This window comes from Streptomyces sp. R-74717, assembly GCF_047305335.1.
GTDB classification, from domain to species: Bacteria; Actinomycetota; Actinomycetes; order Streptomycetales; family Streptomycetaceae; genus Streptomyces; species Streptomyces atratus.
Window position 1 is genome coordinate 9,812,080 of the sequence record NZ_CP102361.1, and the last position, 13,607, is coordinate 9,825,686.

18 protein-coding genes are annotated in these 13,607 nt (G+C 67.5%); 7 read left to right on the forward strand and 11 right to left on the reverse strand.

The window, feature by feature from the left end; translation table 11 throughout:
- The first annotated feature begins 4 nt into the window (after nt 1-4).
- On the forward strand, nt 5-1,369 hold the full coding sequence (locus NRF20_RS44685) for a radical SAM protein (protein ID WP_413754402.1): 1,365 nt from the start codon (nt 5-7) through the stop codon (nt 1,367-1,369).
- On the opposite strand, the gene NRF20_RS44690 is transcribed toward NRF20_RS44685, so the two are convergent.
- Nucleotides 1,363-1,617, reverse strand: a complete 255-nt coding sequence (locus NRF20_RS44690) for a hypothetical protein (protein WP_398633258.1) — start codon at nt 1,615-1,617, stop codon at nt 1,363-1,365. The two genes, NRF20_RS44685 and NRF20_RS44690, sit on opposite strands and share 7 nt — an antisense overlap.
- A 36-nt stretch (nt 1,618-1,653) precedes the next feature.
- Nucleotides 1,654-2,313: an NADPH-dependent F420 reductase gene (locus tag NRF20_RS44695; protein WP_398633223.1), complete on the reverse strand. Its 660-nt coding sequence runs from the start codon at nt 2,311-2,313 to the stop codon at nt 1,654-1,656.
- A 190-nt stretch (nt 2,314-2,503) separates the two neighbouring features.
- On the opposite strand from NRF20_RS44695, the gene NRF20_RS44700 reads away from it, so the two are divergent.
- Nucleotides 2,504-3,055: a glycoside hydrolase family 25 protein gene (locus tag NRF20_RS44700; protein WP_413754694.1), complete on the forward strand. Its 552-nt coding sequence runs from the start codon at nt 2,504-2,506 to the stop codon at nt 3,053-3,055.
- A 199-nt stretch (nt 3,056-3,254) separates the two neighbouring features.
- Nucleotides 3,255-4,268: an alcohol dehydrogenase AdhP gene (gene adhP, locus NRF20_RS44705; protein WP_398633224.1), complete on the forward strand. Its 1,014-nt coding sequence runs from the start codon at nt 3,255-3,257 to the stop codon at nt 4,266-4,268.
- An 87-nt stretch (nt 4,269-4,355) separates the two neighbouring features.
- Here adhP and NRF20_RS44710 read toward each other — a convergent pair whose 3' ends face one another.
- Nucleotides 4,356-4,763, reverse strand: a complete 408-nt coding sequence (locus NRF20_RS44710; protein ID WP_413754403.1) for a VOC family protein — start codon at nt 4,761-4,763, stop codon at nt 4,356-4,358.
- Between the two features lie 58 nt (nt 4,764-4,821).
- Between NRF20_RS44710 and NRF20_RS44715 the strand changes: the two genes are divergently transcribed.
- Complete coding sequence (locus NRF20_RS44715) at nt 4,822-5,307, forward strand: MarR family winged helix-turn-helix transcriptional regulator (protein ID WP_398633226.1); 486 nt, start codon at nt 4,822-4,824, stop codon at nt 5,305-5,307.
- Here the strand turns inward: NRF20_RS44715 and NRF20_RS44720 are convergent.
- Both NRF20_RS44720 and NRF20_RS44725 read right to left on the reverse strand, forming a co-directional pair.
- On the reverse strand, nt 5,264-5,971 hold the full coding sequence (locus tag NRF20_RS44720) for a hypothetical protein (RefSeq protein WP_398633227.1): 708 nt from the start codon (nt 5,969-5,971) through the stop codon (nt 5,264-5,266). The two genes, NRF20_RS44715 and NRF20_RS44720, sit on opposite strands and share 44 nt — an antisense overlap.
- Complete coding sequence (locus NRF20_RS44725) at nt 5,872-6,672, reverse strand: transposase domain-containing protein (protein ID WP_413754404.1); 801 nt, start codon at nt 6,670-6,672, stop codon at nt 5,872-5,874. The genes NRF20_RS44720 and NRF20_RS44725 overlap by 100 nt, the downstream gene beginning before the upstream one ends.
- Nucleotides 6,673-6,866: 194 nt before the next feature.
- Between NRF20_RS44725 and NRF20_RS44730 the strand changes: the two genes are divergently transcribed.
- The gene (locus tag NRF20_RS44730) at nt 6,867-7,136 is read left to right on the forward strand and encodes a hypothetical protein (RefSeq protein WP_114248592.1); all 270 of its coding nucleotides are present in this window, start codon (nt 6,867-6,869) and stop codon (nt 7,134-7,136) included.
- Nucleotides 7,137-7,189: 53 nt separating this feature from the next.
- Here the strand turns inward: NRF20_RS44730 and NRF20_RS44735 are convergent, their stop codons facing one another.
- The 5 genes from NRF20_RS44735 to NRF20_RS44755 all read right to left on the reverse strand — a co-directional run bounded on the left by NRF20_RS44735 (nt 7,190) and on the right by NRF20_RS44755 (nt 10,571).
- The gene (locus tag NRF20_RS44735; RefSeq protein ID WP_413754405.1) at nt 7,190-7,792 is read right to left on the reverse strand and encodes a hypothetical protein; all 603 of its coding nucleotides are present in this window, start codon (nt 7,790-7,792) and stop codon (nt 7,190-7,192) included.
- Between the two features lie 470 nt (nt 7,793-8,262).
- Complete coding sequence (locus tag NRF20_RS44740; RefSeq protein WP_413754406.1) at nt 8,263-8,925, reverse strand: hypothetical protein; 663 nt, start codon at nt 8,923-8,925, stop codon at nt 8,263-8,265.
- Between the two features lie 23 nt (nt 8,926-8,948).
- Nucleotides 8,949-9,071: a hypothetical protein gene (locus tag NRF20_RS44745; RefSeq protein ID WP_398633231.1), complete on the reverse strand. Its 123-nt coding sequence runs from the start codon at nt 9,069-9,071 to the stop codon at nt 8,949-8,951.
- A 47-nt stretch (nt 9,072-9,118) separates the two neighbouring features.
- The gene (locus tag NRF20_RS44750) at nt 9,119-9,514 is read right to left on the reverse strand and encodes a hypothetical protein (protein WP_398633232.1); all 396 of its coding nucleotides are present in this window, start codon (nt 9,512-9,514) and stop codon (nt 9,119-9,121) included.
- Between the two features lie 346 nt (nt 9,515-9,860).
- Nucleotides 9,861-10,571: a hypothetical protein gene (locus NRF20_RS44755; RefSeq protein WP_398633233.1), complete on the reverse strand. Its 711-nt coding sequence runs from the start codon at nt 10,569-10,571 to the stop codon at nt 9,861-9,863.
- 144 nt (nt 10,572-10,715) lie between these two features.
- On the opposite strand from NRF20_RS44755, the gene NRF20_RS44760 reads away from it, so the two are divergent.
- On the forward strand, nt 10,716-10,922 hold the full coding sequence (locus NRF20_RS44760) for an IS3 family transposase (RefSeq protein WP_413754695.1): 207 nt from the start codon (nt 10,716-10,718) through the stop codon (nt 10,920-10,922).
- 268 nt (nt 10,923-11,190) lie between these two features.
- Here the strand turns inward: NRF20_RS44760 and NRF20_RS44765 are convergent, their stop codons facing one another.
- Entirely contained in the window at nt 11,191-11,745 is a 555-nt protein-coding gene (locus tag NRF20_RS44765) for a hypothetical protein (protein WP_413754407.1), read from the reverse strand.
- 605 nt (nt 11,746-12,350) lie between these two features.
- Here NRF20_RS44765 and NRF20_RS44770 point away from each other — a divergent pair.
- Nucleotides 12,351-12,989, forward strand: a complete 639-nt coding sequence (locus NRF20_RS44770; protein WP_413754408.1) for a lipocalin-like domain-containing protein — start codon at nt 12,351-12,353, stop codon at nt 12,987-12,989.
- The last annotated feature ends 618 nt before the right edge of the window (nt 12,990-13,607 follow it).

Here is a 13,607-nt window from a genome sequence, read left to right on the forward strand (position 1 = left end):
GCACATGCCCAGCAGTACCGACCGCAGCCGCACAGAGCAGAGCCGCGCCGACGGGAGCCGCACCCGCCTGATCGAGCGGCTCATGGAGCAGTTCCCGCACGTGCCCCGGGAAGCCGTCATCAAGGAAGATCTGCTGCGCGGCGGCGTGGCGTTCGACGAGTCCGCCCTCAGCGACAACGAGGGCGGTGATGTCAAGCCGAAGTCGTACTTCATCTTCTCGTTCGACCACGGAACCCTCCCCGAGCTCGGCGCGGCCGCACTCCGCCGTCCGCCGGAGGAGACCGTGCTCACCGGAGGTCCGTACGAACTACGCAGGACCGTGGTATCGGTTCGGGTCAACCCGGCGTCCCCGTACCGCGTCGCGGCCGATGACGACGGCGTGCTCGGGCTGTACCTCGACGACAGGCGGATCTCCGACGTCGGCCTGCCGCCGATGCCGGACTACTACCGGCACACCCTTGAGAACGGCAAGTCCGTGATGGAGGTCGCGCCCACCATCCAGTGGGGGTACCTCGTCTATCTGACGGTCTTCCGGGTCTGCCAGTACTTCGGGGCGAAGGAGGAGTGCCAGTACTGCGACATCAACCACAACTGGCGCCAGCACAAGGCGGCGGGACGCCCGTACACCGGTGTGAAGCCGGTCGAGGAGGTCCTGGAGGCATTGGCCATCATCGACAAGTACGACACCGCGAAGACCTCCACCGCCTACACCCTTACCGGCGGTGCCATCACCTCTCACATCGGCGGCCGCGACGAGGCCGATTTCTACGGGCAGTACGCCAAGGCCATCGAGGAGCGCTTCCCCGGTCGATGGATCGGCAAGGTTGTCGCCCAGGCCCTGCCCAAGGCCGATGTGCAGCGTTTCCACGACTACGGTGTCCAGATCTACCACCCCAACTACGAGGTGTGGGACCGCCGGCTGTTCGAGCTCTACTGCCCCGGCAAGGAACGCTACGTGGGCCGCGACGAGTGGCACCGCCGCATCCTGGACTCCGCCGAGGTCTTCGGCCCCCGCAATGTCATCCCCAACTTCGTGGCGGGCGTGGAGATGGCCGAGCCTTTCGGCTTCACCACGGTGAAGGAGGCCATCGACTCGACCACCGAGGGCCTGCGGTTCTTCATGTCGCACGGCATCACTCCGCGATTCACCACATGGTGCCCGGAGCCCACCACCCCGCTCGGAAAGACCAACCCGGACGGAGCGCCGCTGGAGTACCACATCCGCCTGCTGGACGCCTACCGCGCGACCATGGAGGAGTACGGGCTCAGCTCGCCCCCTGGCTACGGCCCGCCCGGCCCGGGGCGCGCAGTCTTCTCCGTCAGCTCGTTCATGGACAGTCTTCCGGAGCGTCCGGACGACGTTCAGTAGCACCGGGCCGATCGGTCGTTCACCACCGGGGCGGAGGAAGCCAGTTCGCGTACGACCCGGGCGAAACCCTGCACCGGGACGTTGTCCGTGCCGTCGGCCGGAGCGTCTTCCGGCTCCGGCCGTTCGATCGCGGCCGCCGCTCCGGCCGCCGGGGGCACCGTCGTGGCGACGGCCCGCAGGCCCGAAGCCCTCGACGATCTGGTCGCCGCGTACCCCGCCCGGGCCGTCGCAGCCCAACTGGACGTCACCGACACGGCCCCGTTGATTGCCGGCGCCCGTGGCCGTCAGGCGCGCCACTCCGCCGTGCGCTCCGGGGACGCTTCGGCGAGCGCCTTGGCGACGGCTTCGGCGTCGCCCTGATGGCCGTAGACCGGCGTGCCGGGCTGCTGCCGCCAGGACTCGTCGAGGCCACCCGCGTCCACGGTGTCGAAGCCCAGCTCGTCGATGAGGTCGCGTACGACCTGCTTGGCTGCAGCGTCGTCACCAGCCACCGGCAGCGCCTGACGGCCGGGGCTGCCCTTCGGGAGGCCGTTGGCAAGGATGTCCTGCGCGTACGTCCCGTTGAACGCCTTGATCACCGGGTGGCCGATCTGTTCCTCGGTCCACCGACTCTCCGCCAGGCCGTCCTCGATCGCGGCGATGCGGCCGTCGCGCTGCTGCGGGTAGTAGTTGTTCGTGTCGATTACCACGACCCCCTCTGCGGCCCCGTCAAGGAAACCGGAGGGCAGAGCGGGGACGGCCTTGACAGGGACGGTGACGACAACGATCTCGGCTCCCCGAGCAGCCTCCGCGGAAGTGACCGGAGTGGCTCCGGTCTCCTCGGCGAGCGCGGTGAGCGTCTGCGGACCGCGCGAGTTGGCGACGGAAACGTCATGGCCCAGCGCCGTGAGGCGCCGGGTGAGGTTACCGCCGATGTTGCCCGCTCCGATGATGCCGATCTTCATGGATCCGACCTTCCGATGGTGCCTGCAGTACGTGACGTGGTCTCGCCGGTTCACCAACTACCCACTGCGGGTCCGTATTCCGGGTATTGGCAAAACCATTCGCCCGTTCACCGGAAGGATGGGACCGGACGACTGCGGGCACGTACAGGAAGAGGAACGGAATCACCGAGCCCGCTTGGAGGCGGTGCCCATGCTGCATGGCGTCGATGTCAGCTCGTATCAGTCGTCCTTCGACACGGACGGACTGGACTTTGTCTTCATCAAGGCCACCGAGGGCCGCTCGTACGTCAATCCGCATCTGACCTCGCAGGTCAAACGTGCCAGGGACGCAGAATGCGTGGTCGGCTTCTACCATTTTCTCTGGCCGGACAACATCACGGCGCAGGCGGAGTACTTCGTGAGCAAGGCTCCGGAGAAGGCGGGCGATCTGCTCGCCGTGGACTGGGAAGAGAATGGCGAGGGCACGAGGGCGAGCAATTCCGAGAAGGACGGCTTCATCCGTGAGGTCAAGCGCCTGAGGCCCCATCACAAGGTTCTGCTGTACTGCAACCGCTACTTCTGGCTGCATCACGACACCACGTCGTATGCGGGGGACGGCCTGTGGATAGCCGACTACGTGACCGCGGGGAAGCCCAGGATCGAGGCGTTCTGGCGCATTCATCAGTACACAGACCAGCCGCTCGACAAGGACGTCGCCGCTTTCTCCTCGCGGACCGCCATGCGTGACTGGGCTCAAGAGTAGCCGCGCGCGGGCCGTGCGGCCGACGATCGGGCATCGGCGAGCGGGCACGCAGCACGTGGCACCGAACATCGGGCAGGGGGCACGGAAAGGTGAAATCCGGCCATCTGAAATACTCTGTTTCGAGGCTTCTGTCCCCCTCTGTGATGGTGGAGGGTGGCCGCTGAGCCGGACGTGTGCGATCGAAGCGGAGGAGTAATCCATGAAAGCCGCCGTTGTCCGCAGCTTCACCGAGCCGCTGGTGGTCGAGGAGAGGCCCGTGCCGACACCGGCCGGGCACCAGGTCCTGGTGCGGATGGAGACATCCGGGCTGTGCCACACGGATATTCACGCGGCGCAGGGCGACTGGCCGGTCAAGCCCAGCCCGCCGTTCGTGCCGGGCCACGAGGGCATCGGCGTCGTCGAAGCGGCCGGTGAACAGGTCACACATCTTGCGGTGGGGGATCGAGTGGCCATCCCCTGGCTCGGAGAGGCGTGTGGCCACTGCGACTACTGCGTCTCCGGCTGGGAGACGCTCTGCCTGGAGCAGCAGAACAGCGGCTACTCCGTGGACGGCAGTCATGCCGAGTACGCACTGGCGCACGGAACGTACGTGGTGCCGGTACCCGGCGGCATCGACCCGCTGGACGCGGCACCGCTGACCTGCGCGGGCGTCACCACGTACAAGGCAGTGAAACTGTCCGGCGCACGCCCGGGCATGCGTGTCCTCGTCTCCGGTATTGGTGGTCTGGGCCACCTCGCCCTGCAGTACGCGCGGATCTTCGGCGCCGAGACGATCGCCGTCGACGTCACCGACGAGAAGCTGGCCCTCGCCCGCGAACTGGGCGCCGACCATGTCATCGACGCCCGGGTCCAGGATGTCGCCGAGGAGACCCACCGGCTCGGTGGAGCCGATGCGGCCATCTCGCTGGCCGTGAGCAACGCATCGTTCGGCGCCGCCTACAGCGCGCTGCGCCGGGGTGGCACGCTGGTCCTGGTGGCGCTTCCTGCCGAGGGCACGCTCGAACTGCCCGTCTTCGACACGGTGCTGAACGGTACGAAGATCGTCGGCTCCATCGTCGGAACCCGTGAGGACCTGGCCGAGGTGTTCCAACTGCACAGGCTCGGCCGCACACGTGTGGTCCGCGAGAGCCGAGGTCTTGAGGACATCAACGCGTCGATCGGCGAAGTGCTGAGGGGCAAAGTGTCAGGTCGTCTCGTCTTCGATATGCGCTGAACCTGCGCTGAACCGCACGCGTACAGAGCCGCCGGCGGTGCTTGTCCGCGTTTTTGGCCGGGTATAGAAAGGTGCCGCCCGGGTCGCTCAGTACGACTGCAACTCGATGAGGTGGCCCTCGGGATCGCGCACATGGGCGGTGCGGAGTGTGGGGCCCCAGTCCGGCCGGTCGCACGCTCCGGCGACCGGTGGAGCACCGTGTTCCAGGCAGTGCGTCAGCCCGGCATCGACATCGGCGACCCGGCAGACGAACATCGAACGGTCCTGGGCGGGCGGTGCTTCGCCCGGCAGGCCCGCGGTCCCGGCGATGGCCGCCATCGCACCGCGGTCGAAGAGCACCAGCACCCCTTGGCCGTCGACGTCCCAGTGTGCGTACGGGCCGGACTCGCTGCCACTGGCCCGGGCCGCCCCGATCAGAGCGGGCAGCATCGCATCGTAGAAGCGGAAGCAATCGGTGAACCTGCTGACCAGCAGGCGCGGGTGCAAGGTATCCATGGCGTGCTCCAGTTAGTAGGTGGAGACCCATCATTGGGTGAAGCCTAAGATATCGTCGATGAGCGAGACCCCGCCCAGCCTCCTGGGACTCACGACCTATCTGCTGTCCAAGACCGGCAAGACCGCGCGGAGCCGACTGGCAGCGCGACTGGCCGAGCGCGATCTGCGGCTCTGGCACATGGCCGTGCTGTCGGCGCTGGTCGATTTCGGCCCTCATGTACAGCGGGAGCTGGCGTCACGGCTAGGGATCGACCGGAGCGACATGGTCAAGATCGTGGACGATCTGGCGGTGGCCGGACTCGTGGACCGGGCTCGCGACACCACCGACCGCCGCCGGGTGACCGTCACGCCCACCCGGGCGGGCCGCGCGATGCTCGCGGACCTGCAGGCCGAGGCCCTGGCTGCGCAGCGGGAACTGCTCGCCCCTCTGACCGGACCCGAACAGGCGCAGCTGGCAGCCCTGTTGAGACGAGTCCACGCCCATGTCAACACCGTTGCGTTTACGTCCGTGAGCGGTTCGAGAGTCCGTGTTCGAAGAACGTGACGGTGGTGTGGACGGTGTAGTTCTGGCTGGTCGTGGGGTGTTGTCCGGCGTTCGGTCCGTACTTGCTGGTGGGGTTCTTGCGGGTGCGAGCCTTGACGCGGTGCCGGTGGCGGGCGGGGTGCAGGGCGTCGAGGACGGCCCCGCCGATGGTGCCGACGAGCTCGGCGGGTCCCGCCGGGGGCAGGATTCCGGTTGCGGTGGTGACGGTGTCGGCGGCGGTGGTCTGCAGGACGGTGAAGCTGATGCGGTCCATATCCAGGCCGGGCCGGGTGCAGGCGGTGTCGGCGGCGGCGCGGATCAGGGCCTGGTAGGTGGTGAGCAGGGCGTAGACCTCCTGGTCGAGGCCGGTCAGGCTGCGGGAGCGCAGGACACGGCCATCCAGCATGGTCGCCTTGATCGAGAAATACGTCGTCTCCGACTGCCACCGCTCGTGGTAGAGACCCACGAGCCCGGCGGCTGGGTGGGCGACCGGGTCGAGGAGGCTGGTGAGCAGGCGCCACTGCTCGGTGCGGACGGTGCCATCGGCCAGGGTTGCGGTGACGGATGCCTCGATGACGCGGACGGTCAGCAGGACGGGCAGGACGCCGTAGCCGATCCGGGCCAGGTAGGAGCCGTCGCCCAGGTGCCGGAAGGGGGTGGGTATCCGGCGGGCGGAGGAGCGCACCAGGAATTGGGCGCCGGTGGCCTGGACGTCCCGGGCGAACTCGTTCGCATCGAAGCCGCATCGGCCAGCAGGAGCATCGTGCGGTCCAGCACACTCAACAGGCGGCCTGCGTAGGTGAGTTCGCCGTCACTCTCGGGGCCGAACGCGGCGGCCAGGACGGCGCGGGTGCCACACTCGACCAGGACCACGAGTCGCAGCAGCGGGTAGCCGAACTCCACGCTCTCGCCCGCTCGCTTGGGATAGCGCCAGGTGATCGCCTCCTCATCGGGCACGTGCAGCAAGGTGCCGTCCACGGCCACGGTCCGAAGCCCTCGATAGAACGAACCGGCCTGCCCGAGGTGGGCGACGGGCCCGGCGAGGATCTCGAACAGCCGCCGCAGCGGGGTCGCTCCTATTCGCCGTCGGGCCCTGGACAGCGAGGAGACCGCCGGACGCACCAACGGCAGTCCCACCAGCCCTGCCGTCAACTTGCCCCACACACCCCGATAGGAGCAGTCCTCGAACAGGGCCAGCGCGAGGACGAAATAGACCACGACCCGGGACGGCAGCAGCCGCAGCCGCTTCTCACGTGACCCGGTCTCCTCGATCACCGAGTCCACCAGCACGAAGTCCACGATCTGGGTCAACTCGTCCAAGTGGCCGGGCGCGTACACACCCCCGGCCGCCTCGACCGTGCGCGTGATGACAGACTTCTCCTGCAACGGGACTCCCGATGATCTTCTTGCTCGACACAAGCTGATCTGTCAGGACGTCCCGTTGCGTCATTCACCAGGGCTTGACCTGCGGCTTAAGGCTCCAACGCAACGGTGTTGACGCCCATGTCTACGAAGGGCCCGAAGAACCGCGGTCAGGTCGCTGAGCGATTCCCCGAGTCCTGTGCGGCAGACTTTCCCGGGTGACCACAGCCGCGGCTCAGCCGCCTCGTGACCGTGCGCTCGGGCGCGGAATCTCCACCCTCATTCCGCAGGCCGCGACCGCAACCCCCGCCGAACACGCGGCGGCCGTACTGGCTGCCATGCAGAGCGTTCCCGTCCGGGTGGGAGTCCTCCAGGCTGCCGCGGTGCTCCTGGAGGCGCGGGTGCGTGCGACGGAGGACGGCGCGGAGCGCGCGGCGGCAGCGACGACAGTCGCCATGCTGCGCAGCGCGATCGGCCAGGCCGGCTGAACCAGGCAGCCGTGCCGGGAGCCGTCCCGGTGAAAGGCCTGGGGAGTCGCTCATCAGCGCAGTACGTCGAGAGCCCGGACGCACGCGTCCGGATTCTCCCGCCAGTAGTGCCAGCTGCCCTCATGGGACAGAACGGTGGCGAGCGCATCCTCCAGCCCGAGACTTCGACTCCCGGCGAGCTCTCGTACGATCACGACGGCTGCCGCCAGTCCGGCGTCTCCCCCTTCGGCGAGGTGCCCAAGGTCGGCCGTACGGTGCTCGGCGGCCGTCGTGCGCGCGGACTCCACGAGCGGATTCAGCCACCGGGCCCACTGACTGTAGGAGTCCTCCTCCGGTCGCACCGCCGTCTCCAACAGCGGTGCCAGTGCCCGAGCCAGACGTTCGCGATAGCTCGCGGCACTCTCCGTGACCCCCGGGTGTTCGGCGATGAAGTGCCCCCAACCGGTCTCCACATCCAACCAGTCGAGCCACCAGGTACCGGCGGGCCGCAGCCCCTCGGTGCCCCCGAGGACGAAGGCGTCCCGCACCAGTTCGTACCGTGGTGGACTGGCTTCCGCCAACAGGATGGCGTCGTACAGGTCCTTGCCCTGCGGGTACGCGTCAGTGACCAGCCAGAGCAGTCGGGACAGGACAGGACGGCGAGGGGTGCCCCACAAGGCCAGAGGAAGGGCAACGGTGATGCTCGATGCTCCGGCTGACCTGGGCCCGAAATAGCATGCGGTGAGGCGGCCGACCGGGGAATACGGGCGACTGAATGAGTGCTGTCCGACCTGGCGTGAGGTCGGACTTGAGGCCGGGCGGGAACGCTTGAGGAGCCGCCGCGTTGCTGACGGAAGTCGGCGGGAGTGGTGCAGGTGGATGGAAAGCGGCGGACGACAGGTGTGCCGCGCGGGTACTCCTTGCCCGTGAAGAAGCAACGGCGCATCAGGCCGGCAGTTCTCGTATTCTGCGTGGTGGCGGCTCTGGCCCATGCCGCCTCGATCATCTGGCCTTGGGCGGTCGACGAGCGGACGTGGATGTGGGTCGACGTCATCGTCTTCCCCTTTGTCGTGCTGATTGCGTTTCCGTCATCCTCGGTGACCGCACACTCGATGGTTCAACGGACTTCTGGAGCGGGGTCTGACAGTCAGCGGAGTGCGCTGAGTGCGTCCCAGCCGGCGCCGGGCGGAAACAGGTGGATGGCGGTGCTTCGGCCAGGGTCCAGGATCACGTAAAGCTCAGGAAGAAAGGACAGGTCGCCCCAGGTCTCTCGGGTATGAGCGCGCGCCAGCACGTGACCGGATTCGGTGCACGCGATCCACGGGACCAGGAGCAGTTCAGGAGCAAGTCCGACCCAGGCTCCGGTCATGGGGGCATCATCGTCGTGCTCCACCAGACGCAGGGGTGAATCGCACCCATCGCCCGTGCACTGGAAAATTCCCGGACCCAGCGGCGAGGGCCACAGCCCCCAGGCTTCCGCCGACACGGCGAGCTCCGCTCTCGTGGTCTCGCCGATGACGACTTGTTGTCGGACAAGCAAGGAAACGAGCTGGTTGAGGCCGCCCTCCTGCTCGCCGATGTTCCAGGCGTCCATGACCTGCAGAGCATCTTCGCGAGGCAGGAGAGCAGCGAGGCGGTGCCATGTGCCGGCTTCGTCGATCACGTGCGAAAGGTTACCGACTGCCGCCACCGGGGAGTCGCACGGAGTTGAGGAAGTCGGTGGCGACAGCCATGGACGGGCGATCCGGGGCCGCAGGTAGGTGCTGATCGTGGTGATGCGCCGGTGGCGCATCACCTGCTGGGCGTCCACCAGGGTGATGGCCGGGTCTTCGATCAGGCAGCACCGTCGAGCACTACCCAGGGCAGCATGGCGGCAGTGGTCGCCTTCACCCTGCCGACCCGTGCCACCACCAGGCCGGACACCTCGCGTTCGGCTATCACCACACCGTGATCCATCACATCTCCGTCTCATCGGGAACATCCCGAGCGGAGACTCCTCGCCCTCACCACGCTGACACGCCGATAGTGCGGTCAACGGGTCGGTGCACGGCCTTGCCCGAGTAGGACATCCGCAAGGTGAACAGGTGGCACTTGACCGCTGTCCCCGCCAGACGCACCCACACATCCGCGAAGTCCACCTCCGCTTCCTCACCCGGCAAGTGGATCTGCGGCACCATGCCCTCCAGATGCTGGCGGCCTTCGCGGGCCTCCCGCTCGATCTCAGGACGCCGCACCAGTACGTAGTCGCAGACCGACGAGTACGACGCCCCGTCGAAGTCGTACTCCGTCGCCAGGCGCTGATGGATCCGCCGGGCGGTGTGCTTCTGCTTCCGCGGCGCGGTCAGGTCCTCCCGCAGCATCGCGTCGATCCAGTTCTTGGCCGGATCCAGCACTGTCACCCGCGGCCGGGGCTCCTTCCGGGGCGGCGGCACCGCCGATTCAAGCGCCTGACGGACCGTACGGCGATGAACACCGTACTTCTCCGCCAGTACACGCTGGGAGAGGTCCGGATCTAGAAGCTTGTCCCGACGGATCTTCGCGAACAATTCGACGCGCGACGAACCCACCCCGGCCTCCCGACACGACCGTGACCAACACGCACGGCCCCGACATGACCGTGATCAACGGGAGACACCCTGACGCCATCGGGCGGACAGCCCAGCGCATTCACTCCAACGTGGGCCTGTCACCAATGATGTTTGCGACGGCAGTGTCAGTGGTGTCCATCGGGGCCCTGGGCCCGGTTCAGCCCTGCAGCCAGATCCGCAGCGGAGCGACCGGCTGGAAGCCCTGGCGGACGGCGGCCGCCAGACCCTGCCCGTGCTCATAGCCGACCACGGGCAGGCTGGGAAAGAGTCGGTGCACCGCGTCCAGCACGACCGGCCAGGCCGCGTCAGGGCCGCCGTCCAGGGCGAAGACATTGGAGATTCCGACCACATGGTCGCTGCGGCTCGCCACCGCTCCGGCAATCACCCGGCCGTCAGGTGACTGTCCGGCGAGCACGAAGGTGGCTGGGTCGTCGAGCAACTCGGGTCGGAAGAGGCCCGCGCTGCCGTCCCCGCCGTCCCAGGCGAGCGCCCAGGCGCGCAACTTGTCCGGGTTACCCGCCACGTCCCAGGCAAGATCCGAAGTGATGGCGGGCGCACCCGCCGGGCGGTGGATCCACTGCGCCTCGAACAGCACGTGGAAGCCAGCCTCCGTCAGGTCGAGGTCGGCGAAACTGTCCTTGACCGAGGCGCCGGGCGCGGTGATGTCGATCCGCTCAGCCAGCGCGGTCGGGTCGGCACCTGGCACCAGCGTCACCGCGTCGGGGTAGTACAGGGGTGTGCGGGTCGGGGCCGTCCAGGCTTGTGTCCCGAACTCGCTCGCCACGTCGTGCGATCGGCTCATCGCCGCGCACCAGTCGGCGTTGTTGCGGGCGGCGGTCTGGACCAGGAGCTGCTTCGGCGTCGTCACGAGTGCGGAGCATGCCCCGCCCCGGATAGATCCGTCGAGCGGTTTTCCACTGCCCGCTGGACGGACGCTCCGCCCGACGGTGGCAGAACCCACTTACGTACTCCTGGCAGATGACAGCCCACTGGAGCCAGATCAACTTCGTACATCACTGGGGCCACTTCGGGTTCTCGCAGCGGAGCCCAAAGAAGTGTTTACAAACACTTCAAGACTGAGCTGATCAAGCCCCGTCGGTCCTGGGAGACGCTGTTCCAGGTCGAACTGACCACCGCCGAGTGGGTCGGCTGGTTCAACCACCATCGGCTGCACGGCGAGATCGGTTACGTCCCACCCGTCGAATACGAAGCCACCTAAAACCAGCAGAACCATAAATCCCAGGTCACAGTCGCAAACCAGGGTCTCGATCAAAACCCCGAATGGTTCAGGGGGCGTGTGAGGGCGGGTGTTCTGGCTGGGCTGCTGGTGCCTCGCTGTCCGGCTCTTTTGGGTGTGGCAGGTGTGTGTGGGTTGTCGGGCAGTGCGTGTGGGCACCGGGACCGGGGTGTCCCGGCAGGGGGTGCGCAGACCGGAACCCCGGCCCGATTCCGGCGGGCCGGGATTCTGTATCACGCGATTGTCTCGATCACCGGCCGTCGTAGCCGCCGTCGTAGCCGCTGTCGTAGTGGCGCGAGAGCACCCGGAAGCTGCCCACGACGCCGTCGTGGACGAAGACGCCGCCCCGGACGTGGCCGGGGAACACGCCGTCGCTGGAGCTGTGAGGTCCGACGGTGGCAATGGGGGCGCCGTTGTCGCAGGTGACCCCACGGAAGACCTCGATGGTCCTGCGACTGTCGTTGCGGATGTTGAGACTGTTGGAACCGAGGCCGCTGACCACGGTGATGCAGCCACCGGGGGCGTCGGCGTATGTGCGCTCGTTGATCTGGATCCGACCCTCGTAGTAGTCCCGGTCACCGTAGTCCCGGTCGTCGTCGTAGCCCCGGTCGTCGTTGCCCTTGCCATCGCTGCCCTTGCCTGCGTCGCCGCCGTCGAGGGCCGAAACGGGGGCGGTGGCCTGCTGGGCGACAGGGGATGAGTGGGCCGGCTCGGTAGTGGCGGCCGAGGCGTAGGTGATGCCGGTGGCGGCCAGTGCCGCGGCGGCCGCGATGGCTGCGGTAACGACAGTGGAACGGGTAACCATGTCACTTCTCCTGTCTCAGAGAGGTCGGCCGAGCAGCCGGCCTGTGATTGAACGTAGCGACGGTCCCCATAGCTGTCATATCGGACACCTTGGAGGATTGGCGCCGGGGCGCCGATCGGGGTACATGAGACACCCATATGCGATTACCGGATTATCGGATGAGTTGTCAATTATGCTTGTTCCTGGGCTGATTGATGCATCATTAGCCTTTCCGGGCGACTTCCTGACGCTCACTCACCCAGGGTGACAGCGTGTCCCTGTTGACACTGTCCGGGCGGGAGGTGTGCGCCGTCGTCCTGAATGCCCGTCATTGCTGGTCCCCGATCCTGACCTGTGGTGACGGCCCGTAGTGCCGTGAGCCGAGCGCCGTCGCGGGGCCGGTCCTTTGGAATCGATGCCGGAGTTGAGCCAGAACCAGAACTCGGCGACCAGGTCCCGCGGATGAGGGGGATCTCGGCGCTGAGTGACAGCCGCTCTCGTGACTCAGCATCAAAAACCAAACAACAGCGTCTGGGCATGCCCATGCCCTGTGGGCGCGGAAGGCACCCGGGGAGGGGGGTTTCAGGACACCCTGGAGGGACCAGCTGGTGTCGGGGGGTTCGTACGTGGCATCGGCGGTCTGTTGCACGGGTAGCGACGAGGGCGAAATCGTCCCTACACAGTTTTGCCCAGAAGCCCAGAAGCCCAGAAGCCCTGGAAAGGAAACGCGTGTACACCCCGTCCCGCACCGTCGACCCGCCCACCGGCCCGATGCGTCCGAGCATCCGCTCGTAGGCGCCTGGCTGCTCAGCACCGTCGCCATCGTGGACGTCTCCGGCCACACGCTCGAACACCCCCTGGGGCAACGTCCGACAGGACTGATCACCTACACCGCGGACGGCCACATGTCCGTGAGCATGCTGAACCCGGACCTGGAGTCCGGCATGGCAGCGGAGACGGGGACGGGCGAGCCGGTCGACACAGCGACCCTGTTCAGGACATCTCCATACCTGGGGTACGCCGGCGCCTACGAGGTAATGGGCGATTTGGTCGTTCATCACCTGCACGTGGCGTCGTTACGTCCGTGGGTCGGTACCAAGCAGGAGCGCCGATGGAAAGTAGAGGGGGACCGGCGAGGAAGCGTGCACACCGAGGCTTGTGTGGCACCGGCCGACCGGGGACGCCACGTGAGCGACGAGGTAATCCAGATTCAACGGCCTTCGGGCCGGCCGCTTCTACTGGGTGGCGTGGGATGCGGGCCTTGAGGACCGCTCCGCGCTGATCCTGCTCGCTGCACGGAATCTCGGTAGCCGCTGACGGGGTCCGAGCGGGGGCGGCGCCAGCCGGCGAGCTCCGGGTGCTCGCCCTCGGTCTTGCGGCCACGGCGCCAGCCCCTGGCCGCCGGTCGGTTCGTACAGGCTGCGCGTGACGGCCGGCGACACGCTGCTGGATCTGATCGGCAGCCTTGGCCACGTTGGCCGAAGAGGCGCCGCCGGGCACGAAGGGGACCGTCCGGCAGGCGAGGGGCGGCCAGTTGTGGTGGATGGTGCGCCCGCACGGTCAGCACGACGGACTGGGCGGGCTCACTGCGGGGTGACCGACAGCAGGCTCGCAGGCCCGGCACAGCGGTGCATCGAGGGCCCATCCAGCTCCCGCACGACCCGGACCGTGGGAGTCGGTCGCCGAGCTTGCGTAGGCGCGCCCATGACCCAGATGCTGATCGGGTGTTCCGCTGAGCGATGTGGCCGGCACTGGGTCTACGGGCCGGCCGTCTCTTGGTATCCGTCCCCATGTTCCGAGAGACGGACCCCGGAGCGCCGATGCCGGCTGGGGCGTCGCTCAGTCGTCCTCGGCGGAGCGCTGGGGCATCGGGGGCGCATCAG